This is a genomic window from Sporosarcina ureilytica (assembly GCF_001753205.1).
In the GTDB taxonomy this organism is placed as follows: domain Bacteria; phylum Bacillota; class Bacilli; order Bacillales_A; family Planococcaceae; genus Sporosarcina; species Sporosarcina ureilytica.
Map to the genome: position 1 here is coordinate 2142114 of NZ_CP017560.1, position 23619 is coordinate 2165732.

Sequence of the window (23619 nt, forward strand, 5' to 3'; positions counted from 1 at the left end):
AACTCCTTTTAAATATAGAACATATAACTGTCAATAGTGGATTCTTTATTTGACTTTACAAGATCCGCTATTGTTGTTGTATCGAGTACTTCTCTAACAGCATCCGCAATACTTTTCCATAGTTTATATTGTGGAATGTCCGTATCCTCAAGCCCTTCAATTGGTTGAATTGGCCCTTCTAATACACGAATCACATCTCCTGAAGTAATTTCTTCAGGCGGTTTTGCGAGCATATATCCCCCGTAAGCCCCGCGCACGCTTTTCACAATGCCGTGATTGCGTAATGGTGGAATTAACTGCTCTAAATAGGCTTCGGATAATGATTGTTCCTCTGCAATCTGACGCAGTGGAACCGGCCCTTCTCCGTACTTAGCGCCTAGTACAACAACTACTGTAAGGCCATATCGTCCTTTTGTTGAAATCTTCATATTTTTGTTACCCCGTCCTTTACATATTGCTTCAAAATAGTATAGCATAACTCACGATTTGCTTGTACGAAATGATATCGAAGGAAATGATGTGTATAATGGAGAAACAGCTGTACGAGGAGTGATACTTTGCACAACGAACCATTAGCATATCGCATGCGTCCACAAAATATTGACGAGATTGCCGGTCAAGAAGAAATTATCGGCAAAAATACAGCACTTTATCACCTGATTAAAAAAGGACATGTTCCCTCTATGTTACTTTATGGGGAACCTGGGATTGGCAAGACTTCCCTAGCACACGCAATTGCAGGAACAAGCGATTTACCATTTATTTCATTAAACGCAACGGTATCAGGAAAAAAAGAAGTTGAAGATGTCGTTGCTGAAGCCCGTGTGACAGGGAAAGTTTTACTGTTTCTTGACGAGATTCATCGATTTAATAAGTTACAACAAGATACTTTATTACCACATGTTGAAAAAGGGTCAATCGTTCTTATCGGAGCTACGACGGAAAATCCGTTTCATGACGTTAACCCTGCTATCCGATCCCGGTGCGGGGAAATCAAACAACTGAAAAGATTAGAAGCGTCTGACTTACTCGGCGTATTACATAGAGCATTAACAGATCAGGAACGCGGCCTCGGAAAACAATCCATTCGCATTACGGAAGAACAACTTTTTAAAATAGCAGAAGGCGTAAATGGCGATGCACGAAAAGCCTTAAACGTTTTAGAATCCGTTGTCATCGCAAGTGATGAAGAAGATGGTGAAACGATTGTTGAAGATTGGCTAGTAGAAAACCTAATTGGTAGAATTGGATTATTTAGCGATAAAAAAGGTTCCCATTTTTACAATTTATTGTCCGCACTTCAAAAATCGATTCGTGGAAGTGATGTCAATGCAGCGATTTATTATTTAGCGCATTTATTAGAAACCGGCGATCTTGTTGCCGTGAATCGAAGGCTACTCGTGATTGCCTATGAAGATATTGGACTTGCAGCACCTCATATCGGCGCGCATGTTCTTGCTGCCACCGAAGCGGCAGTTCGTTTAGGCATGCCAGAAGCACGTATACCGCTTGCAAATGCAGTGATTGAAATGTGTCTCGCATCTAAGTCCAATTCGGCTTACAAAGCATTCGATGCAGCCGTTCATGCAATTAACAGCGGAAATACAGGTGACATTCCCCTTCATTTAAGGGATACACATTACGCGGGTGCGGCGGAATTCGGTCATGTCGGTTATCAGTATCCACATAATACGCCTATCGGGTCATTTGGCGGATGGATTGATCAGCAATATTTACCTGATAAAGTTGAAGGCACGGAATTTTATAAGCCTGTACAAGCAGGTGATGAAGTAAAATTGGCTGCGATTTTTGAACGGATTAAAGAATTTCGAAAAAAAAAGTAACAAACTACACGCGTATTCCTTTTGAATTGGGGATGCGCGTTATTATTTTGAAGCAACTTTCTATTTTGCTACCACTATCTAGATTATTCACCAATCCATTCAAGATCCGACTGAAGAGCAAATTCCTCATTTCAATTTTTCTATAAGTTATTTGCAATTGTGGAAGACAAGCGTCTATATAATTATGTCGATGCGGTATACGCTATTAATATAGCAACTTATTCTATTTGTGAGGTGAATAGTTTGGATTCATTTAGAAAAGAAAAGATAAATTTAAAGATATTTTGCAAAGTTATTAACGGAACAGTTGTTCATGGACCGAAAAAACTTAAAATATTCCATATCGTCGATCGCATAAACCATGTTAAAAATCCGTACACAGCTATATTTCTAAAAAACAAACGAAAAATAGTGAGACAGGATCGGTTTCGTTCTAATATTCCGTGCGCCATCGTCTTTGAAAAAGGCCAGTTGATTGATGAGTACTTACCTAATGTCACTTATATTATGGTAAAGGACATGGAAAATGCGTATTGGAATTTTGTCCACCATTATCGGCACATGTACGATATCCCCGTCTTTGCGATTACCGGCACTTGTGGAAAAACGACTGTGAAGGAAATGATTACCCAAATTTTAAGGAGTAAGTATAAGGTTGAAGCTACCATTAAAACTCGTAATGGAGAGCATAGAAGTTTACGTTATTTATGTGGCATTACAGAAGAAACAGATGTGGCTGTATTTGAAACGCCAGTCGACTATCCAGGGTTGCTTGAATCAAATTGTATGTACTTCCAGCCGACAATTGGGATGATAACCAATATCGGAGTGGATCACTTACAATTATGCGGAACGGTCGAGAACTATATTCAGGCAAAAGGGGAAATCCTCAAAGGGCTTGGGTACAAAGGGACGCTTATTTTGAATGCTGACGATGAAAGAACGAAGAAAATATCATTGGCTAAATATAAGGGTAAGCTGATATATTTTGGCATCAATGCACCAGCAGATTATCGAGCTTCCGATATCCGTTATGGTACTGATGGAATGGAATTCACCTTGCTTCATCAACATTTAAAGTACCAGGGCTTTGTGCCAGGATACGGAGAACATCAAGTCTATAACGCATTGAGCGCGATTGCAGCAGTTCATCAAATTGGGTTCGGTATTAGCGAAGCGCTCGAACTGTTAAAATCATTTAAAAAATTTCCTGGTCAATTGGAAACCGTTACCGGCTATAATGGTTCCTTGATTATTGATGATACGTGGAAGTCAAATCCCACATCCACAGATGCATGTTTAAAAGTGCTAAAAACAATTGGGGAAGATAAAAAGAAAATAGCTGTCATCGGCAGTAGTTCTTGGTTAGGCGAAGAAGAATCTGACATTCATAAGGAAATCGGTAAGATAATCGCTAACCATCAAATTGATACATTATTCGCTTATGGTACTTTTGCCAATCAAATAGCCGCAGGAGCAAAAGGAATGAAAGGCGAAGTTTTCACTTGTCTGACCTCTAATCATTTAGAAAAATTGCTCTTACCACTATTAGGCCAAGACACAGCCGTACTTTTGAAAACATGCATGCGGGACAAATCCATTAAATCGCTTGTGTCAATGTTAAAGGGCTACCCTAAATAATTTTTAGGTAGGTTCCCCATTGTCTTTAATTTTTCCGGCTCCCCCCGCATACAATTAATACACAATGGTAGGGGTTGTCAAAATAAACCAACAACTAAAAAAAGGGGGGCAATATTCCAATAGCGCAAAAATGAAAAACAATAATCATATAGGGAGGATTATATGGCTTTAGGCAATAGCTTGTCGGTCATTAACGCGACAAAATATTATAAGAAGTTTAAAGCAGTTGATAATGTTAATTTAACGGTTAATAAAGGTGAATTTATTACTATTTTAGGACCTAGCGGTTCTGGAAAAACCTCCCTTCTCAAATTAATAGCAGGATTCGAAGAGTTGAGTGGCGGTTCAATATTATTGAACAATCTGGACATAACAAAGAAAAAGCCTTTCGAAAGAGAGATAGGGATGTTATTTCAAAACTACGCACTCTTTCCCCATATGAATGTCTTTGACAATATTGCTTATCCCCTTCGTCTTCGTAAATTTTCAAAGGATGCGGTTAGAGATAAAGTTCAAAACATTCTAAAACTAGTCCATTTGGAAGAATATAGGTCCAGATATCCCGAGCAGTTAAGCGGTGGACAACAACAACGGGTCGCCTTAGCTAGAGCGATTGTTTTTACTCCTCCTCTCCTTCTATTAGACGAACCTCTCGGCGCATTAGATAAAAACTTGCGCAAACAGATGCAGTTAGAAATCATGAAAATCCAAGCAATACTAGGCATCACAACCATCAGTGTAACTCATGACCAAGAAGAGGCTTTAAGCATGTCTGATCGTATTTGTGTGATGAATAAAGGAAAAATCGAACAGATAGATAGTCCGGAAAATTTATATAATCGACCTAAAAACCGATTTGTGGCAGAATTTATTGGAGATATTAACCTCATTAAAGGTCATGTTATAAATGTAATTGATAAAATCGCCAAGGTGAAAATTAAAGATGATTTGGTGATAGACGTTAAAATTGAAAACGCAAATACGGTATTGAAAGGTGAATCTATGTTAATTGCCATTCGTCCGGAAAACGTCCAAATTGCGCAAGTACAATCTCAGTTCGATAATACGATACTCGCCGAGGTGCAAAACACCATTTATGTCGGGGATTCAGTTGTCGTTAATACGAAAACCCTCACAAGTGAAGAAATAATGGTTAAAATCCCGGTATACATGCATGAAATTATCTCGAATGGCCAGATAATCCGATTAGGTTGGAATAGTAAAGATGCAAGTTTGGTTTTTGATGAAACTCCGACTTGAATAGGAATGAGGCTTAATTGGATTAAGCACACTCTGAAAATCGTTGAATAAGGCGACCGCCCGCGGAAAGGGAGCCATATCAACGATTTTCTTATTTAGCAAGACTTAAAAATCTGGTACCTCTAATCATTTGTATACATAGGATGTTGTGGAATAGAATTTTTCATTGATGGAGTATCCTGAAAATGGAAAATTGATACGATTTATGTCTGAAATTCGGCATCTTCAAAACAGGAGCGGCTACAAGGGTAAAGAACGGTTAAAATTTCAGCATGATAATGAAGGTATTAAAAGCCAAGGAGGAAGTAATTGAATATAAAAAAAGTGGGATTAAGCGTAATTTTATTTGGAGATGAATAAAATGGGCGGGAAAAATAATGAATTTAGGAAACCTGCGAAACGGGTATCCTTCTCCCTGCGGTTAACACGGGTAACAGGACTAAAATGGTTGCTTTTATTTGTTCCGTTGGGATATATTATGATTTTATTATTCTTTTCCATGTTTGATTTCTTAAAACTTAGTGTTTTTAATGATGATGGTTTTACGTTGGAATATCTCAGTCGTATCTTCACTACGCCCGTCTATTTGAAAGTACTATGGGCGACAGTAAAAATAACCTTCCTTGTGACATTATTTTCACTACTCTTAGCTTATCCTGTTGCGTATATGTTAGTTAGAACTGAGTCGCGATTGTGGAAAAAGATCATCTTGGCTGCAGTTATAATTCCTTTTTGGATAAGTTTACTTGTTCGTACGTTTGCATGGACAATTTTGCTTCAAAAAAATGGTCCCATCAATAAGCTTCTGATGGAAATTGGACTTCAATCCGAACCGCTTAGCCTCCTTTACAATACTACCGGAGTGATTATTGGGATGATTCATATTCTTCTTCCTTACATGGTTTTAAGCTTATATTCTGTAATGGACGGCATTGACCAAGAGTTGCTACAAGCTGCAGAAGGGATGGGCGCCCATCCATCGAAAGCATTTATGCAAATCTTTTTACCACTGTCATTGCCCGGCGTTCTTGCGGGTTCTCTATTAGTATTTGTGATGGGCCTTGGTTACTATGTCACCCCTGCTTTACTCGGAGGGGCTAAAACACCAATGATTGCGATGTTAATAGAAAGTAATATTAATACAACTTTGAATTGGCATTTAGCAGCAGCCCTCGCCTTAGTTTTATTTTTGGCGACATTGCTTTTATTATTGGTTACGTTGCTCCTTATGCGCAACAATCCGATGTTGAAGAAGTTGGACTAATACGGACTATGTCTTAAGTGATACTAGCAATCTTTCTATGCCATCCATTCCATCTTTCAATTCTTTCATAGACTGCGCATAAGAAATTCTAATAAACCCCTCCCCTACGTCTGAAAATGCATTGCCCGGTATAACCGCTACCCGTTCTTGATTAAGCAATTTCTCAGCAAATACCTCTGATGTTAAACCTGTTTTTTTGATAGAAGGAAAAATATAAAATGCACCTTGTGGCTCAACAACATCCAAATCCAATTCTTTTAATCGATTGTACACAAATTCTTTTCTTTCCTTGTATTCTTTTTTCATTGTCACGATTTCTTCACGGTGAGTACCTTGTATCAATGCTTCGAGGGCAGCATATTGGCTTATTGTACTTGCACAAATGGCATTGTATGAATGTACTTTATACATTTCCTCTGTCAAATAAGACGGCGCAAAAACAAACCCAATCCGCCACCCTGTCATTGCATGCGACTTTGAAAGCCCGTTCAACACAATTGTTCTATCTTTCAGCTCGGGAATCGCTCCAACTGAATAATGTTTACCTTCGTAAATTAGTTCACTGTAAATTTCATCCGCTACAATAAAGATCTTTTTGTCCGCCAAAAACTTCCCAATTACTTGTAACTCTTTTTTCGTCATAATCGTACCAATTGGATTACTCGGATAAGAAAGAACGATACAACGCGTTTTATCGGTAATCGCTTCTTCAAGTAACGAAACAGTCAACTTGAAATTATTTTTCGCCGTGTCGACGAAGACAGGTATTGCATTGCACATACGAATAAGCGGTTCATATCCAGGATAAACTGGAGCAGGCAAAATCACCTCGGACCCTTCTTCAAGAATTGTACGAAATGCGATATCAAGTCCTTCACTAGCTCCAATTGTGACGATGACTTCATCGTCCGGATTATACGATAAACCATGAAGTTTGTGCACATAATCACAGGCCGCTTTACGTAATTCATATATTCCTGCTGTCTCTGTATAGGCTGTTTGATTATCCTGAATCGCTTTTATGCCAGCCTCTTTAATATAATCAGGTGTTGGAAAATTAGGTTGACCAAATGTCAAATTTACAGCATTTGGGTATTCGTTTATAACATTGGCAATTTTACGAATCCCCGACATTTCAATTGCTTTCACATTTTTATTGACTAAATTAATCAATCTTCCTTCGCCTTCTCTCAAAGTAATTACTAATTCCAACTATATGCTCTGCACTCAAACAAAATAAGTCACTCATTCTATATTAAATTGAAATGGAACGAAAACGAGGTTAGACTCACCAGGATGATGCATGTTTAAGATTCGCGAACATGACGAGAAAAAGTAGACTTAAGGGGGATAAAAATGAGTAGTAAAAAGATAGGATTAGGCATAGTTTTGTTGCTTTTGTTTCTTAGTGTTATGGGTTGCGGTAAGAACGACACTAAGAAATCTAATCGTAATAACGAAGAACTTGTTGTTGTAGATTGGGGTGGACCTTATACTGAAGTCCATAAGAAGGCTTCTTTTGTACCCTTTGAAAAAGAATATGGCGTCAAAGTTACCGTTGTCACGCCACCGGATACCGGTAAACTAAAAGCTATGGTGGAAAGCGGTAATGTTGAATGGGATGTTGTCAGTGTTGGTAACGACTTCGCGATTCGTGCAGGAAGAGAAGGAATTCTTGAAAGATTAGACTTTGATGTCATTAGTACAGAAGGTCTTCCGGAAGAACTCGTTAACGATTATGCTGTTCCAGAAAATTTGTTTTCAACAGTGATTGCCTTTAACACGGACGATTTCTCCGCAGATAAATATCCAAGAACTTGGGCAGATTTTTGGGATACTGAAAATTTTCCTGGCCCCCGCTCTTTATATAGCTCCCCCATGTGGACTCTTGAATCTGCACTGCTTGCCGATGGTGTAGAACCGGAAGACTTGTATCCTTTAGACGTTGATCGTGCCTTTGTCAAACTCGATGAAATCAGAGATCATGTGAAAGTTTGGTGGACAGCAGGTGCCCAACCACCAGATCTACTCTCTACGAACGAAGTTTCCTTAGCATCTGCTTGGAGCGGTAGGATCACAGAAGCAAATGCTGAAGGCGCACCGGTAGATTTAGATTTTAACCAAGGGATTATTTTCACAAATTCTTGGGCTGTCCCTAAAGGCTCACCTAACAAAGAGTTGGCCATGAAATTTATCGCCTTTACACTTGAACCAGAGCAGCAGGCTGCTTTGTCTGCCGTCTATGATAATGCACCAGCTAACAGTCATGCATTACCACTATTGTCTGATGAAGCAGTCAATCGCTTGGGGCAATCTCCAGATAAACAAGGTCAACAAGTGATTATTAATAGTGAATGGTGGGTTGACAATTTTGATGAGGTCGATGAACGTTTTCAACAGTGGCTTCTTGAATAACAGAAATGATTGCACTATTAATAGATGCAATTTTACACAATCATGAAATGGCATTTGGCGTCGGCGCTCGTTTCCATTTTAATTGTAGTGACCTAGCTTCTATTTTCGATAGGGTTGCCCCTAACTGGCAGTATTCCAATATTGAAGGAGTGGAATGACATGTGGCTAAAAATACTTGTAGGAATCATTCTCTTTGCTTTAATCGCACCAGTACTTGTCATTATACCGATGTCTTTTACATCTGTGAGTTACTTTGAATTTCCACCCCCAGGGTACTCCACAAAGTGGTATGCAAGCTTCTTTTCCAATAGCGAATGGGTGGAGGCTACATTCCGTAGTCTCACAATTGCCCTTCTTACCGCTCTTCTCGCAACAACACTCGGAATAATGGCTTCGCTTGCTGTAACAAGGTTGAGTTTTTGGGGAAAACAAGCTTTTATGTTATTTATGGTAGCCCCTATGATAATTCCTTTAATTATTATCGGTGTTGCCCTTTACCATTCTTTCGCGCCTCTAAGCCTTTCTAATAGTATACTTGGCCTAGTCTTAGCACATACAATAATAGCGATACCCATTGTGTTTGTTACAGTGACAGCTAGTTTGAAGGGAGTAGATCGGAATCTTGAATTGGCCGCAATGGGATTAGGATCAACTCCATTAGGTGCTTTCTTCAAAATTACACTTCCTTTAATTCGACCGGCGGTGTTATCGGGATCTTTATTTGCCTTTATTATTTCCTTTGATGAAGTCGTTGTCTCAATTTTCCTAGCAGGTTCTAATACAAAAACACTTCCGATAGCATTGTGGGAAAACCTTCGCATCCAGGTCAATCCTACAATGGCAGCAGTATCGACGATTCTCATCGGGGTAACTGTTACTATATTTCTTTTCCAGTCGTTGGTCTCAGCTCGCAAAGCGGCCCGCCTCAAAAGAAAGACTTCCTGATTAAATTAAATAAGCAGTCTTTGATATCATCTATCAAAGACCGCTTATTTCCGTGGCTAAGTACCGGTTCTGAATACTGGTCAAACTCCTCCAAATAGCAGTTAGGGTTGTTCCCATAGGTCAGCAACAATCTGCCCCATGGGAACAACCCTATTAAAATCCAGCCAATGCTTTGGCGTAATAAAGTGGAGTTACCATGAACTTATGAAAAAACTCCGAACTTACATCCCCTTTATCAAAAACCCCGTAACGAATTTGAATTTCCAAAACCCATAGTCTCAGTTTCGAATCGACGATGATATCAAACGCCACATCTCCAAGATGGACTCCTTTCGCTTCAATAGCTTCAGCTAAGCTTTTACATAACTGAGCCATATCCTTCTCTATCTCTTTCGCTTGATTGGATGACAAATGATAAAAAGTACGTAAAGCTTCCAATCCAGGCATGACATAATCTTTATTTTTGAAATTTGTAATAATACTATTTTCTATTGAGACTCTGCATTGAATGCCTGAATAACTCCATTTTTTAGACCCATCCTTTTGTAAAAGCACTCTAAAATCGAGATTTCTATTTTCTGATTTAAATGCGACAGACGGTTGGATAATATAGTTTTTTCTTTTAATAGCTTGATAAAGAGCATTTATTGTATTAAAATATTGGCTGTTTGAGTTATTTTCAATTAAGACATATCTATTTTCTTTTTTCTCAATTACCTTAATACCATCACCGTTTGCTCTTGACGTCGGTTTAACATAAATTTCGTCGTACTTACCTATCATTTCGCTTAATGATGATTTTGTTAGTTTCCTCGTTTCCGGTAAAAAAGATTTGAGTTTATCGCTTTCGGAAAATATCTCATACTGCTGCCACTTATTCAAGTAATGGGAATTGAAAACAGAAATTTCATGCTTGGTCAAATAACTATTTAATTCATCAGATATTCTTTTCCAACGATTATATATTACATCTGGAAACGGAAATGTTCCTTCTATCCATCTTGTCTTTTTTGTTTTACCACTTGGATTATAATAATAACCACTTATCGTATTTTTATCTAGATCAATACCTCTTGGCCTAAAAATGAAAAGTAACCCTTTTATATGTTTATAATCCATTATTCTTCCGATTGACTCAAAATGATTAAAAAACCTTGAGTATGAAACCATTATTCCAATAACCGGTCCGACTTTAATTTTACCCTTATCAATGATGACTTCATACGGTAGGTTTGTAGGGATAGTGTATGGTTTAAGAATATTTTCCGATATAGCAATTGTTTTTATAGGTAGTTCTTCATCAATTTCAACCGTAACCTTTTGCAACAAATTTCCAAACTGTAATTCCATTTTCTTCTTTATTGAACCATTGCTTATAAAATCGTGTGATACATACACATGATTATTTGTATCCTTTGGTAGCCATACAACTTTCATTTTCTCACTCTTTCTAATATTATTTGAGTCAATTTCATAAAAATTACGTATTCTGAACCTGCGGGAAAAGCGTGAGGGAAAGACAGTCAAATTGCACAACATCCTAAAACGATAGCTTTCTGCTAGCTTCGGCAACTGATTGCATGACCAACAATTCGGTAGGTCCCGGAGCGTGTTCGTCTGGAGTTGCACAGCTTAGCCTATCAAACGGGCGATGTTGCCCAAGAGAGAATTTCTAGTCGTCGCCGGCCGCGGAGCATCGGCTTATGCGGTTAATCATACTTTTCTAGTTTATGCATTAAATTCGCAGATGTGATGAAGTAATCGCGTTTGGAAAGACATGCGTCCATAAATCCTTGACGATTCAACATACTATAGAAGTAAGTACATGCTCTATATTGGGGGTGAATCACTTGGATTTAAAAGAAAAGATAGATTTTAGTACCTTCTGTAAAATTATTAACGGAACCGTTGTCAACGGACCACAAAGCATGAAAATATGCCATGTCGTGAATCGCATCAGCTACGTGAAAAAACCATACACAGTTTTATTTCTCAAAAACAATCGAAAAAAAGAGAGACGGAATTGGATTCGTTCTAATACTCCATGTACCATTGTCTTTGAAAAAGCCGAGTTGATTGATGAATACTTACCTAATGTCACTTATATCAAGGTAAAGGACATGGAAAAATCATATTGGAGTTTTGTCCGCTATTATCGGCAGATGTATGAGATCCCAGTCTTCGCGATTACCGGCACTTGCGGAAAAACGACTGTTAAAGAAATGATTACCCAAATTTTGAAAGAAAAACATAATGTCGAAGCTACTTTCAAAAGCCGTAATGGGCCTAAAAGAAATCTACGCTATTTATGTGGAATAACAGAGGAAACAGATATAGCTGTTTTTGAGACGCCTGTCGGTTATCCAGGCCTGCTTGAGTACAGTTGCAAGTATTTCCAGCCGACAATTGGAATAATAACCAATATCGGAGTGGATCACTTACAGTTATGCGGAACGGTCGAGAACTATATTCAAGCAAAAGGGGAAATTCTCAAAGGGCTCGGGTACAAAGGGACCCTTCTTTTAAATACTGATGATGAAAAAACAAAAAACCTCTCGTTAGAAAAGTATATAGGTAGAGTGATTACATTTGGGATTCACTCACCAGCAGATTACCAGGCTTCCAATATTCATTTCGTTCCCGACGGCATGGAGTTCACCCTTCATCATCAACATAGAACATACAAAGCTTTTGTGCCAGGATATGGAGAACATCAGGTATATAATGCGTTAGGCGCAATTGCAGCCGTTCATCAAATTGGATTTGGTATTGACGAAGCAACAGAACGTCTAAAGTTATTTAAGAATTTGGAGAAACACATCGAGGTAGCTAACGGCTATAATGGTGCAATGATCCTTGATGATACATGGAGTTCTAACCCGACTTCTATTAAGGCTTGTTTAGAGGTTCTGAAGGAAATTGGTGCTAGCAAAAAAAAAATTGCTGTCATCGGTAGCATTTTTTCTTTAGGCACTCAAGCATCTAATCTGCATAGGGACGTTGGCGGGATGATTGCTAACTACGAGCTAGACACATTAATCACGTACGGTACTTTTGCTAATCAAGTTACTGAAGGAGCAAAGGGAATGAAAGGAGAAATCTACACCTGCACAACTAACGAAGAATTAGAAAGTATTCTATTACCCTTATTAACTAAGGATACAGTGCTTCTATTAAAAACATCTATGAAGGACAATTCACTTAAATCGCTTGTTTCGATGCTAAAAGACTTTTCTAAATAACTTTTAGGGCTGCTCTTATGAATCAGTAAAACCTGACTCATAAGAGCAGCCCTTTTAAATTTTCGTAAGACTGTTTCAAATTTTTTTGAAGAACTATCATTAAAATCCAGCTAATGCTTTAGCATAATAAAGAGGCGTAACCATCGACTTTCGGTAAAATTTGGATCTTGAAGCATTTTCTCCGTATACCGTTGCCCCGTAGCGGATTTGAATTTCTAATACCCATAGCTTTAAATTTGAATCAACTATTATATCGAAAGCTACATCTCCGAGGTGGATTCCTTTTTCTTCTATCGAATTCGCTAATCTTTCACACAACTGTGCCATTTCTTTCTCTATCTCTTTTGCTCGTTCAGTAGTCACGTTATACAGGGATTTTAACGCTTTCAGTCCCCTAACTAGCTTCTGCCTACATTTATCATTTGTAATAATGCTATCTTCATGTGAAACTTTACAAATGAAACCATTATAACACCATTTTTTGGTCTCATCTTTTTGTAACATTACCCTGAAATCCACATTTCTATTTTCTGCTTTATAAGCAACAGATTGTTGGAGCAAATAGTTTTTTCGTTTGATTACTTTATAAAGAGAATCTATTGTGTGAAAAAATTCAATACGTGAATTGGTATCTATCAAATCAAAGCCATTTTCTCTTTTTTTAATTAGACTAATCCCCGTGCCATTTGCTTTGGATGTAGGCTTGACATAGATTTCATCGTAATTTTTCAACATTTTTATTAAAGCGGATTTTGTAAGTTTCATTGTTTCAGGTAGGAACGATGCCAATTCAGGCTTTTCGGAAAATATTTCAAACTGCTGCCACTTATTTAAATAATGGGAATTGAAAACCAGAACATTATGCTGAACGAATTCGTTATACAACTTTGCAGTTAGCCTTGTTCGACGATTATAGATTACATCCGGAAATGGAAATATTTCTTCTATCCATTGTGTAACTTTTGTTTTACCATTTGGGTTAAAATAGTATCCTTTAATGGTTCCTTCTTCTAAATTAACATCCTCTGGTTCACAAATAAAAAGGAGTCCCTTGATATGATGATAATCTAATGTTCTGCCAATATGTTCTCCTCTAAAAAACCTCTTAAATGAAATCATAATTCCAATTACCGGACCTATTTTGATTGTATCGTCACTGATTACAATTTCATAAGTCAATTTTGTTGGAATATTATATTGTTTGAAAATAAATTCTGATATCGCGATTGTATTTTGCGGTAGTTCTTCATTAATTTCTACTGAAACCTCATGACTAAATTGCCCAAATCGAATCGTCATTTTCTTCTTGATTAAATAACGGGCTGCAATGTCTTTTGAAAAGTACACATGATTATTTGTATCCGTTGACAACCATAAAACTTCCATTTTCTAACACCTTCTTTTTTTGATTAAACAAAATCACCCCTTCCGAAACTTAGTAATTGCTTTAGCATATATAAATGGGGTAACCATTATTTTTTGGAAGATTTCGAATGGAATTTCATATTCCTTTTTTTCTGAGGCGTAATTCAATTGCAACTCAAGAAGCCATAAATGGAGATTTTCATCTATAATTATATCGGCAGCTATATCTGCTAGGTGCATACCCCGCTCTTCATAAACTTGAACGGCGGATTTTACAAGCGCAAACATTTCGTTTTCGATTCTGAGTACCTTTTTCTTATCTAATTTGTATATAGTAGCTAAAGCTTCTTCTCCGCGTAATAAATCGTCTCTGCCAACTGTATTGGTCACTACACTATCTTCCTTGGAGATTCTCGTTGTAAACCCTTGGAACGTCCATTCCCTTTGTTCATTTTTTTGAAGATACACTCTAAAGTCAAGCACTCGTTTCCCATATTTATATGGAACGGGCTGCTGAACAATTGAAGCATAAACAATGTTGTCATCCAAAAACGTTTTTAGTTGTTTTTCATTTTCCAACAATGTAAGCCGATTCTTATGGTCACGAACCATAAATCCATTACAGTCCTTACTCAAGTGAAAGATTCCTCTTCCACGTGAATTCCTACGGGCTTTTATATAAAGTGCCCCGTACTTATCCAATAATCTCTTCGCCTGATTTACACCGGAGTATCTTTCTGTATATGGTAAATGCGTTTTTAACTTTCGCTTTTTCGATAAGTTTCGCCAAATTCGCCATTTATCTAAGTTTAAATAAGATGAATTAAAAATGACATCGCCCAGTTTTTCTTGTAACATTGAAATTTTACTCTTCTTTAAAAACGAACGATTATAGATTGCATCAGGCAGTGGGAACTCCCCATAGCCCCACTTGCTTCCCTCTTTTGTCTTATAGGGTGAATAATAAAAACCAGTCATCCGCGATTCTTCAATATTAATAGAGTCTTTGGTGCTAATGAAAATTAAACCTTTCGTTTCTTCATACGCATTAAATCTTGGTATAAATTTTGAAAGAGCTTTATCGTGAAAATCTTCTAATCTCCCTCTAACGATGTAGGCGATAATCGGTCCAATATATATCTGACCGCCAAGCAATAAGCATTCGTACTGTAATTCAGTCGGTATTGAATATGAGCTACCTAGATTGATCGGTAAACCAATCGTTTCTTTGTTCAAATGCTTATCTTGAATGACAATAAGTTCTGTCTTAAAAGAACCAAAATGTATTGTTAGTACATCAGATTTCGGTAACTTTTCAATCAACGATTTGGATAAAACAACTTCATTTTCCTTTAGAGATTCCATCCATTTAATATCCATGTTTCCCCTTCCTTATTGTTTCATAAAATTCCTCGGGCTTCTTATAGCGTATTCATCCGTAATCTAAACACTTGGACAGTTATTCCAAAATCAACAATTCTTTTGTTGAAACATATAATGATAAGTGATGAACAAATTATGTCGGGGGGGGGAATATATTGAGTAATGTTTTCAAGTTAGTTCCCGTAAATTACAAACATCAGTGTCTCATGCTCAATCCTAGGCAAAAGAAATTTCCAGATGAATTTGCACGAACAACTACTCTTCATTTTGGTCTTCAGGAAATGGAAGTATTTTGTAAATATTCAAATTCATTAAGTGAAAATGAGATAGGATTATCCCGCAACATTATAGAAGAGATGCAACTTCCTATAGGAATAGATTACGAGGTATCATTTCAAAAAGATGGGATTGTTGTGATTGGACCTTTTATTGGTGTATTAATAAAGGATTCCACAAATATTCTTAATGATAGAAGAAGATTGCGCAATCGACTTGTTAAACAATCGGCGTCAATTCGAGGGGTGGTCATTGTATTTTCTTGGGATGATATGGACCAAGAAAACCGCAAGATAAATGGTTTCTACTATAATCCAAGCTCTGAGAAATGGGAGGAAGGCACTTTCCCTTTCCCCACAGTAATCGTCAGGCGAACAAGGTTATCCACAGAGAAGACAAATTATTTTAAAAACCTTTACGGTCGTCGCTTTTTTAATTCCGGTTCTTTTAATAAGTGGCAAATGTATCAGTTGCTCCGTTCAAACAAAGACTTATTGCCTCATCTGCCTAAAACATTTTTATATAAAAAACCTGAAGATATTTTCTATTATCTAAATCGCTTTCAAACAATATATGTGAAGCCAGTTTCAGGGCTTAAAGGAGTTCGGGTTGCAAAATTTATTAAGGAAAACAATCAGTATTATGTTAAATTCCGAATAAAAAATGAAAATAAAACACTCCATTTCGCCAATGAAGATGAGTTACTTCATTATGTTCAATCTTCATTCAAAAGGAAGAGATATATTATTCAGCAAGAAATAGATTTGGAAATCGTAGACAATCAGCTCATTGATTTTCGAATTGTGCTGATAAAAGGACAGAATGGCCAATGGGAAACTGCCGGTATGGTAGGTAGAAAAGGCGTAGAAGGAAGCATCGTCAGCAACCGTTCAAGTGGAGGTAAAGTAGAAAATGGAACATCTACACTTTTATCAGCTTATAATTTATCCAAAGCCGAAATGTTAAGTACCTACGAAAAAATGACTGAAATTGCCATTAAATCTGCAGAAGAGCTCGATAAATATGAAAACATCTTTAAATACGGCGTTGACATCGGGATTGACCGCAATCATCATATTTGGATCATTGAATTAAACAATCGTTCACCAAACGATAACATTTTCTCCTACATTAAGGCTTATAAAACCATTCATAAAATCAAGAATTCACGAATGCTTTATGCTAAATATCTAGCAGGATTTCCAATAGAAAATCAACAGAGGGATTCCGAATAACATGGGGATTTCAATTATAATAGGCGGTTGCACTGAGATTCCTCTTCTTTTTCCTTACATTGATACAAATATGACGATGATTGATCCAACATTATTATTAGCCCAAATGGCAATTCAAAAAGCAAACACCACATAAATGCAAAACCACAAACCTTTCACAATATTGGTTTGTGGTTTTTCTATAGTTTCATTATCGCAATATGGACTGTCAACGACAGATATTAGTTACTATTTAGGCTCTATAATAGGGAGTGGTCGATTTACCAAATCTGGTGCAAACGGCTGAATGACACAGAAACAATTTAAATTGACAATGACACAGCGTTTCGTCTTCCGGAGGGCGTATAAATCATTAGGTTCAGCCGGATTCCCATCCATATCCACAGCTTCAAGTAGCGTTAATACTGCACAGCATGATTCCTCATCAATTTTTTCCAATCGAAAAAATGGAGTGGCATTGCATTTACCGACTGCCTTAAATGGTTTTTTGAGCTCTTTCGAAAAAAGCATAAAAGGTATGGTGTCCACTTCTTTCTGTTTACATATAAACTGAAACTTTATGTCATCGCCAGCTATAATTTTTTGTTCTTTCTGCAATCTTTTCATAGCGTGACAAATACATTTATTATTCACTGCAACTTGCCCTCCTTTCATGACAAAATTTATTTTATATCTCTAGGATTAGTATATGTGAAAACCATGAACCGAAAATGGGATTAAGATATTAGCAATTTATTTATTTTTATTATGTTGATTGGCCAAATAGGCAGCATAAGGAATTGTATTCATTGCAGCATCCAACCCGCGATAAACAGCCCCTGGTCTCCAGTTCACTTCATATATCCAAAGTTTTCTATGCTCATCGATCCCTATATCAATCCCTAACTCATCTAGTCTACCTTCATACAGATCATCGAATTTTTGGGAAAAGCGAATGGCAAAGTGTTCTAAAACCCTCTGCATATCGTAACCTTCAAAACCGTATTCCCTTTCAAAAAAACTTTCCAACTTTCCAATATAGCCACCTGCACTAACGTTGCTGATAATACCATCAGTCGAACCGATACGTGGATAAATTAACGTAATTCCCCATTCTCCTGAACCGTTTTTTTGGACGTGTATTCGAAGATCAAAAGGAAGCCCCTCTTTTGTGATACTTGATATATAAGGCTGAACAAGAAAATTCTTCTCACTTATAAGGACGTCAATGATTGAGCGAAGTTCAGTTTCGTCAACGAGTCTGCCTTTGGAACCTTCCACAACATCGAATTGCTCGCCGTTCTGTGCAATATAAGTAACCCCTCTTCCCTGACTTCCCGATAATGGTTTTACTATGACTTCATTAAATTTTTGCAATGCATTTATTACTGTCTGTGACGCATTTATCATTTCAGAGGGGATTAAATAATGAGCAAACTCAGGCATTTCTTCAATTTTCTTGTAAACTTTCATTTTGGTTCCGATTGGGTGGCTTGTAAAAGGAATCATTCTTTTAAGGCGCCGATAGATTTTTTTCTGAGTCAATGTTTTCATACCGGAGGCATTATAAATCACGTCTGGAAAATCCATTTTCTTTTGATGCCAACTACCATTTTCAAATATATAGCCAACGATTGTCTTTTCTTCAAAATTGACACTATGTGGTGAAAAGAAATAAAATTTAATGCCTTCCATTTTAGCAACAGCGGCACAACTATAAGCCTTTCTAACCTTATGAGGATGCTTTCTAGAATGTAGCATTGCTACAGTAACCATTCCCTCCACTCCTAAATCGGATCTAAATAGAATTTTATATTTCGCGCGGCATTCACTGCATTCTTCTTTGCTTCAGCCCGACTTGCGCCAGACGCAATCACATAACCGTAACGATGTCCCATTGATCTTGGAGGCGTTACAATGGCGCCTTTACGCGGCTTAATATAAACCTCTCTTACACCAGGTAGATGAGTAGCCTTATTTCTACCTGTAATCTTCAACACATACCCATAAGAACCGATCGTAATATAGTGAGTATAAATATGATTTTCATATTTTCTTTTTAAATCAGGTTCATAACCGAGATAAAGCTTTATCGTTTCCTCCACTAAATTGATTCCATATGCTTCTTTTATCATACGATTCATAGCACCGCCTGATATTCTTGGATTGATTTCAATTAGCTTCCAATTCTCGTTAACATATCTGATTTCAAGATGACAAGCCGCATTCATCACCTTTAAATCTTTTAAAATCGATTCAACTGCTTGATATAGCTTTTTAAACCTCTCTTCCGTTAAATTTAGTTGGAGTTCGTAACCGGTTACAATAAATGTTATTTCTTTTGTTATTTCTTGTTTGAAAATAGCAACAATATTTATTTTCCCATTACAAACGAGTACCTCAACCAAATATTGTGGACCATCCAAATATTCTTCTAGTATTATTTTTTGCAATGGATAGTTTTTTAATACTCTCTTCATTGCCTTTTCCATTTCAAATTTACTTTCGACTAAATAGACATTCTTTGACGCTTTCGAAACAGCGGACTTAACAATTTTCGGGAAGTTGAATGATTTTTTCATATACTCGTTCAAATTGTCGGTGGTCTTGAATACATTATATTTGGGAGTAGCCGTATTTTTATCTAATACTCTTCTCGTGGTTGCTTTATCTTCCATTTTTTCTAAAGCTTCTACAGAAATGGCAGAATTACAAGTTTCATTCATAAGCTTGGCAGCCATTGAGACGAATGGATCCACAAAACTAAGAATAGCCTTGATAATTTTACCCTGCCGTTGTAGTTGCTCAATCTCTCCCCTAATAACCTCTTCGGATATTTCTTCTAGATAAATCATTTGGGAAACGTCCGAAAACTCTTTTCTCTGTTTCATAAAATTTGTTCTCCCAGTCATCAATACCGTAAGATACCCTAAACTTTCAGCAGCTTTTATCGCCTCCCTACTGGAACCAGATTTAGTGGTCTCAATAAATACGATTGCATTCATGTTATTACTCACTCTCCAGTGTTAAGAAATCTATCCACATCAATTAACTAATGACATCTTTCAAGGCTGTTCATTCTTTCAAGATTGCTTTTATAATAAATTGATTTTCTGAAGATTCTTAAGAACTAATTTTAGTCAGTTCCTTGTCTCTATAAGAATATGCATTTTTAATGCGTTTGTGTCGGCTAGCGGCGGTTTTATCAATTTCACGAGTTTACATAATATCATTACTGTATACTGAATTTAAAGATTTTTTAATTTCCAATGCAATACATCTAGATAGATAAGACGTTGTGGATAGGGTATGCTACACTATTATTGATGATTAAAATAAGGAGTGAACGATATGACATCCACAGAAAAAGTATTAGGTGACCGACGGCGTGAACTTCTTGTCAGTACGTTAAAAAAAGCAAGCGCACCCATTTCGGGTCGACAACTAGGCGAAATGATGAATGTCAGTCGGCAGGTAATTGTTGGGGATGTTACTTTATTAAAAGCAACGGGTGAACCCATTATGGCGACAAATCGTGGGTATATTTATATGCATCCTCAATCAGAACCGAAGAGAATCGAAAAAATTATTGTTTGCTCCCATACCGCCGAACAAACTGAGGAAGAATTAAATATTCTTGTAGACCATGGGATCACGGTGAAAGATGTTAAGATTGAACATCAAGTATACGGTGATTTAACTGCATCTGTCATGGTGTCGAATCGTAGGGAAGTTCAAAACTTCATTCAAAATATTCAAGAGACGAACGCCTCCCTTTTATTGGAATTAACAGAAGGTATTCATTTACATACGATTATCGCCGACACTGAGCAAGAAATTGAAAATGCTGAGCAGGCATTAAGAGAAGCAGGCATCCTTATTGAATGATGGATGCCTGTTTTATTTCTTTTTTTGAAAGTCAACCCATTAAACTTGGACGAGTTTTCACGTAAATAAGTTGATCTGTCCATTTTCCGCCTTCGTAATAATGTTTTTTACGTAGGCACTCAAATTCAAATCCGGTACTTTCAGCTAATTTTTTTGAAGGTTCGTTGTCAACATGGATTTGAAGTTCGATTCGGTAAAACTTTAAATCCTCAAAAAACAGTTCAGTGGCGGCGATTACACTTTCTTTTCCATATCCTTGCCGATGGAATTGATTATGGATGGCGTACCCCATCATCCCCCATTCGTAATCCAAACGTAAAATGGTGACGAGTTCAATTTCTCCTATATGGGCACCGTCCTCTTTCCGAAAAACGCCAAACAAATATGTATCATCTTTTTCAGCATCTTTTTGAAAGCCTTTCACCCAATCAGCAAACCATTTTTCCGAATAAAATTCTCCGTCATTTCCTTCGTCATATTTATACGTGGAAGGCAATCGTTCTCTATATCCTCTCGCCCATTCTTTATAATCCTTTATTTCATAAGGACGAATGACAAGTCTTTCTGTTTCAATCATTAGATTTCTCAATCAATTTCTCCCCACTTCGTTATCAATATGCTACTCTGAAATAGAGTCTACCAAAAATCACGATGAATGGGGGATTTCTAATGAAAATAAAATCAATTGAACAACTGAAACAAGGTTTTATCAAAAAAGAGTTTTCACCAGTAGAAATTACGAAAGTTTTTTTAGAGCGCATTGAAGCAACAAAAGAGTTAAATGCTTTTATCACTGTGACCGCAGAACAAGCACTCAAACAAGCGAGAATTGCTGAACAGAAGTATTTAGCGGGCGAAGCATTCGGGGTACTTGAAGGCATTCCAATTACGTATAAAGATAATATTTATACGAAAAACATTCGAACAACTAGCGGTTCGAAAGTCGAGGAAGCGTTTATTCCCACTGAAAATGCACCTATTGTCACCCGTTTACAAAAAGAAGGGGCTATCAATTTAGGTAAAGTGAATTTACATGAATATGCTTTTGGCATCACTTCTGAAAATCCTTTTTATGGAACTGTCCGAAATCCTTGGAACCAGGAATATACGGCCGGTGGATCAAGCGGTGGTTCTGCAGCTGCGGTAGCTGCTTCGCTTTGTATGGCATCCATCGGAACTGATACGGCAGGTTCTATTCGGATTCCGGCTGCATCTACGGGAACAGTCGGGCTTAAACCTACATTCGGCTTACTTGATAACCATCATGTGAGACAGATTTCTTGGACACTTGACCATATCGGACCGATTACAAATCATATGACTGACTTAGGAACTATGTTAGATGCGATGAGTGGCAAGCAGTATTCAGACGCATTTTCGGAAGATATACGAGGGGTTCGAATCGGTGTACCTAAAAACTATTTTAATGAGCAAATTGCGGATCATATGACAAAATCTTATACCGAAGCACTTCACCGTTTAGAAAAGCTTGGAGCTGTTTTAATTGAAATTGATGTACCCTTTTCTGAATCTGATTTATCTTGCTCAATGCGCATCGGCATTACTGAATCAAGTCTTGTTCATGAAAAAACAATTAAAGAATCGCTTCATTTACTCGGACCAGATGTAAAAATGTCCTTAGAAAATAGTCATCAATTACTTGCCATTGATTATATAAAGGCTTTAAAGCGAAAAGAAGAGCTGGCTTTGAAATTTGAAAAGCTCTTTAAAGATATCGATATTATCGCCACCCCAACGATCCCCGACACGGCACAAAAAATTGGTGTGCGAAAGTTTGAGATTAACGGTGTGATGGATAGTACGTTCCACGCAATGGTTCGTTTGCCTGCAGTCTTTAACTTTACAGGCCAGCCAGCATTATCGATTCCTTGCGGGATTGCCCCGAACGGACTTCCTTTAGGACTTCAATTCGCGGCGGCAGCTTACAATGAAAGAGTTTTACTAAAAACAGGCTATGCTTATGAACAAGCGTATTTATCTTCATTTTACGACGAGCGAGAACGTACATTAGCCTCGCTTCAAACGGTAAATCAGTAAGCAAAAAACCCGAGAACAACGAGTCTCGGGTTTTGATTTCAATAGAAGGCGTTATTCAGTCGACTTCGTGATAAAGTTGTCTTAAAAAACTTTCCATAAAATCATGTCTTTCTTGCGCCAGTCGCTTCCCTTCCGCAGTTACCATTAACCCTTTTATCTTTAACAACTTTTCATAAAAATGCGTCACTGTTGCAACTTCTTTTTTCCGGTATTCATTTTCTGTCATTTCGTCTCGTGGCACTTCGGATAAATCATATAACTTTCTCCCCTTGGCACCGCCAAATGCAAAAGCTCTTGCAATACCAATTGCCCCAATTGCATCTAAACGATCCGCATCTCTCATAATCGCGGCCTCTATTGACGGAAGTTCTTGTTCATTGCCACCACTAAAAGATACAGCTGCTATACAAGTTAATATCTCACTTATGACGGCTGCATCGAGTTCATGGACTTCTAAAATGTCCTTCGCCGTGGGGTTCCCCTTCGATAAGTACTTCGGATCATCGATGTCGTGCAATAATACCCCTAATTCAACAATAAACTCATCGGCCTGTGGCTCCGCCGCACTAATTTTTTTAGCATTACCTAAAACTCTATCAATATGTTGCATATCATGACTTGCGTCAAATTTACTGTATACTTGATAAGCCATTTCTCGACATGACTGTATAATACTTTCCATGCTATCACTCTTTTCGGTTTTACTTAGTAATAATAAACGCTTCTAGCAAATATTCATGATTTTCATTGCTCACCCATAAATCTGAAGTTTCTCATATCATTGACGCACTTTGTCGATTCGTGTATAGTTAAACCATCTACGG

At 37.4% G+C, this 23619-nt stretch carries 20 protein-coding genes; 10 read left to right on the forward strand and 10 right to left on the reverse strand.

All coding sequences use genetic code 11. From position 1 onward, the window contains the following. Positions 1 to 8: 8 nt before the first annotated feature. The gene (gene cymR, locus BI350_RS10605) at positions 9 to 428 is read right to left on the reverse strand and encodes a cysteine metabolism transcriptional regulator CymR (protein ID WP_075528091.1); all 420 of its coding nucleotides are present in this window, start codon (positions 426 to 428) and stop codon (positions 9 to 11) included. Between the two features lie 129 nt (positions 429 to 557). Between cymR and BI350_RS10610 the strand changes: the two genes are divergently transcribed. The 4 genes from BI350_RS10610 to BI350_RS10625 all read left to right on the forward strand — a co-directional run bounded on the left by BI350_RS10610 (position 558) and on the right by BI350_RS10625 (position 6009). After that, complete coding sequence (locus BI350_RS10610) at positions 558 to 1844, forward strand: replication-associated recombination protein A (RefSeq protein ID WP_075528092.1); 1287 nt, start codon at positions 558 to 560, stop codon at positions 1842 to 1844. A 243-nt stretch (positions 1845 to 2087) separates the two neighbouring features. Beyond that, positions 2088 to 3485, forward strand: a complete 1398-nt coding sequence (locus BI350_RS10615) for a UDP-N-acetylmuramoyl-tripeptide--D-alanyl-D-alanine ligase (RefSeq protein WP_075528093.1) — start codon at positions 2088 to 2090, stop codon at positions 3483 to 3485. 162 nt (positions 3486 to 3647) lie between these two features. Continuing rightward, positions 3648 to 4745 carry an ABC transporter ATP-binding protein gene (locus BI350_RS10620; protein WP_075528094.1) on the forward strand — a complete coding sequence of 366 codons (1098 nt, stop codon included), beginning with the start codon at positions 3648 to 3650 and terminating at the stop codon, positions 4743 to 4745. 361 nt (positions 4746 to 5106) lie between these two features. Then, positions 5107 to 6009, forward strand: coding sequence for an ABC transporter permease (locus BI350_RS10625; RefSeq protein ID WP_075528095.1), 903 nt, complete (start codon positions 5107 to 5109; stop codon positions 6007 to 6009). A 6-nt stretch (positions 6010 to 6015) separates the two neighbouring features. Here BI350_RS10625 and BI350_RS10630 read toward each other — a convergent pair whose 3' ends face one another. Beyond that, entirely contained in the window at positions 6016 to 7182 is a 1167-nt protein-coding gene (locus tag BI350_RS10630; RefSeq protein WP_082295047.1) for an aminotransferase A, read from the reverse strand. A 183-nt stretch (positions 7183 to 7365) separates the two neighbouring features. Here BI350_RS10630 and BI350_RS10635 point away from each other — a divergent pair, with 183 nt between their 5' ends. Together BI350_RS10635 and BI350_RS10640 are read left to right on the forward strand one after the other, a co-directional pair. Further along, positions 7366 to 8424 carry an ABC transporter substrate-binding protein gene (locus BI350_RS10635; RefSeq protein ID WP_075528096.1) on the forward strand — a complete coding sequence of 353 codons (1059 nt, stop codon included), beginning with the start codon at positions 7366 to 7368 and terminating at the stop codon, positions 8422 to 8424. 159 nt (positions 8425 to 8583) lie between these two features. Further along, positions 8584 to 9369: an ABC transporter permease gene (locus BI350_RS10640; protein WP_075528097.1), complete on the forward strand. Its 786-nt coding sequence runs from the start codon at positions 8584 to 8586 to the stop codon at positions 9367 to 9369. A 153-nt stretch (positions 9370 to 9522) separates the two neighbouring features. On the opposite strand, the gene BI350_RS10645 is transcribed toward BI350_RS10640, so the two are convergent. Continuing rightward, complete coding sequence (locus BI350_RS10645; protein WP_075528098.1) at positions 9523 to 10806, reverse strand: YheC/YheD family endospore coat-associated protein; 1284 nt, start codon at positions 10804 to 10806, stop codon at positions 9523 to 9525. A gap of 413 nt (positions 10807 to 11219) precedes the next feature. Between BI350_RS10645 and BI350_RS10650 the strand changes: the two genes are divergently transcribed. Beyond that, positions 11220 to 12611 (forward strand): UDP-N-acetylmuramoyl-tripeptide--D-alanyl-D-alanine ligase, encoded by a 1392-nt coding sequence (locus tag BI350_RS10650; RefSeq protein ID WP_082295049.1) that lies wholly within the window; start codon positions 11220 to 11222, stop codon positions 12609 to 12611. Between the two features lie 99 nt (positions 12612 to 12710). Here the strand turns inward: BI350_RS10650 and BI350_RS10655 are convergent, their stop codons facing one another. Both BI350_RS10655 and BI350_RS10660 read right to left on the reverse strand, forming a co-directional pair. Beyond that, positions 12711 to 13997: a YheC/YheD family endospore coat-associated protein gene (locus BI350_RS10655; RefSeq protein WP_075528099.1), complete on the reverse strand. Its 1287-nt coding sequence runs from the start codon at positions 13995 to 13997 to the stop codon at positions 12711 to 12713. Positions 13998 to 14030: 33 nt separating this feature from the next. Then, complete coding sequence (locus BI350_RS10660) at positions 14031 to 15356, reverse strand: YheC/YheD family protein (RefSeq protein ID WP_075528100.1); 1326 nt, start codon at positions 15354 to 15356, stop codon at positions 14031 to 14033. Between the two features lie 158 nt (positions 15357 to 15514). Between BI350_RS10660 and BI350_RS10665 the strand changes: the two genes are divergently transcribed. Next, the gene (locus tag BI350_RS10665; RefSeq protein WP_075528101.1) at positions 15515 to 16870 is read left to right on the forward strand and encodes a YheC/YheD family endospore coat-associated protein; all 1356 of its coding nucleotides are present in this window, start codon (positions 15515 to 15517) and stop codon (positions 16868 to 16870) included. Positions 16871 to 17098: 228 nt separating this feature from the next. On the opposite strand, the gene BI350_RS10670 is transcribed toward BI350_RS10665, so the two are convergent. The 3 genes from BI350_RS10670 to BI350_RS10680 form a co-directional block, all read right to left on the reverse strand. Beyond that, positions 17099 to 17503: a CotY/CotZ family spore coat protein gene (locus BI350_RS10670; RefSeq protein WP_075528102.1), complete on the reverse strand. Its 405-nt coding sequence runs from the start codon at positions 17501 to 17503 to the stop codon at positions 17099 to 17101. Positions 17504 to 17602: 99 nt separating this feature from the next. Beyond that, a complete protein-coding gene (locus BI350_RS10675) occupies positions 17603 to 18625 on the reverse strand; it encodes a YheC/YheD family endospore coat-associated protein (RefSeq protein ID WP_075528103.1) in 1023 nt (340 codons plus the stop codon). 11 nt (positions 18626 to 18636) lie between these two features. Continuing rightward, entirely contained in the window at positions 18637 to 19704 is a 1068-nt protein-coding gene (locus BI350_RS10680; RefSeq protein WP_245698244.1) for an ATP-grasp domain-containing protein, read from the reverse strand. Between the two features lie 496 nt (positions 19705 to 20200). On the opposite strand from BI350_RS10680, the gene BI350_RS10685 reads away from it, so the two are divergent. Then, entirely contained in the window at positions 20201 to 20737 is a 537-nt protein-coding gene (locus BI350_RS10685) for a transcription repressor NadR (RefSeq protein ID WP_075528105.1), read from the forward strand. A gap of 31 nt (positions 20738 to 20768) precedes the next feature. Here the strand turns inward: BI350_RS10685 and BI350_RS10690 are convergent, their stop codons facing one another. Next, positions 20769 to 21314 carry a GNAT family N-acetyltransferase gene (locus BI350_RS10690; protein ID WP_075529341.1) on the reverse strand — a complete coding sequence of 182 codons (546 nt, stop codon included), beginning with the start codon at positions 21312 to 21314 and terminating at the stop codon, positions 20769 to 20771. A gap of 92 nt (positions 21315 to 21406) precedes the next feature. Here BI350_RS10690 and BI350_RS10695 point away from each other — a divergent pair, with 92 nt between their 5' ends. Beyond that, positions 21407 to 22795, forward strand: a complete 1389-nt coding sequence (locus tag BI350_RS10695) for an amidase (RefSeq protein ID WP_075528106.1) — start codon at positions 21407 to 21409, stop codon at positions 22793 to 22795. 55 nt (positions 22796 to 22850) lie between these two features. Here the strand turns inward: BI350_RS10695 and BI350_RS10700 are convergent, their stop codons facing one another. Continuing rightward, a complete protein-coding gene (locus BI350_RS10700; protein ID WP_075528107.1) occupies positions 22851 to 23477 on the reverse strand; it encodes an HD domain-containing protein in 627 nt (208 codons plus the stop codon). Positions 23478 to 23619 lie beyond the last annotated feature (142 nt).

Excerpts from the sequence above, each read along its gene's own strand:
- BI350_RS10645 (WP_075528098.1), bottom strand. The coding sequence starts at position 10,806 with ATGAAAGTTGTATGGCTACCAAAGGATACAAATAATCATGTGTATGTA.
- BI350_RS10695 (WP_075528106.1), top strand. The coding sequence starts at position 21,407 with ATGAAAATAAAATCAATTGAACAACTGAAACAAGGTTTTATCAAAAAA.
- BI350_RS10700 (WP_075528107.1), bottom strand. The coding sequence starts at position 23,477 with ATGGAAAGTATTATACAGTCATGTCGAGAAATGGCTTATCAAGTATAC.
- BI350_RS10620 (WP_075528094.1), top strand. The coding sequence starts at position 3,648 with ATGGCTTTAGGCAATAGCTTGTCGGTCATTAACGCGACAAAATATTAT.
- BI350_RS10675 (WP_075528103.1), bottom strand. The coding sequence starts at position 18,625 with ATGGTTACTGTAGCAATGCTACATTCTAGAAAGCATCCTCATAAGGTT.
- BI350_RS10680 (WP_245698244.1), bottom strand. The coding sequence starts at position 19,704 with ATGATTTATCTAGAAGAAATATCCGAAGAGGTTATTAGGGGAGAGATT.
- BI350_RS10685 (WP_075528105.1), top strand. The coding sequence starts at position 20,201 with ATGACATCCACAGAAAAAGTATTAGGTGACCGACGGCGTGAACTTCTT.
- BI350_RS10635 (WP_075528096.1), top strand. The coding sequence starts at position 7,366 with ATGAGTAGTAAAAAGATAGGATTAGGCATAGTTTTGTTGCTTTTGTTT.
- BI350_RS10655 (WP_075528099.1), bottom strand. The coding sequence starts at position 13,997 with ATGGAAGTTTTATGGTTGTCAACGGATACAAATAATCATGTGTACTTT.
- BI350_RS10660 (WP_075528100.1), bottom strand. The coding sequence starts at position 15,356 with ATGGATATTAAATGGATGGAATCTCTAAAGGAAAATGAAGTTGTTTTA.
- BI350_RS10690 (WP_075529341.1), bottom strand. The coding sequence starts at position 21,314 with ATGATTGAAACAGAAAGACTTGTCATTCGTCCTTATGAAATAAAGGAT.
- BI350_RS10640 (WP_075528097.1), top strand. The coding sequence starts at position 8,584 with ATGTGGCTAAAAATACTTGTAGGAATCATTCTCTTTGCTTTAATCGCA.
- BI350_RS10625 (WP_075528095.1), top strand. The coding sequence starts at position 5,107 with ATGGGCGGGAAAAATAATGAATTTAGGAAACCTGCGAAACGGGTATCC.
- cymR (WP_075528091.1), bottom strand. The coding sequence starts at position 428 with ATGAAGATTTCAACAAAAGGACGATATGGCCTTACAGTAGTTGTTGTA.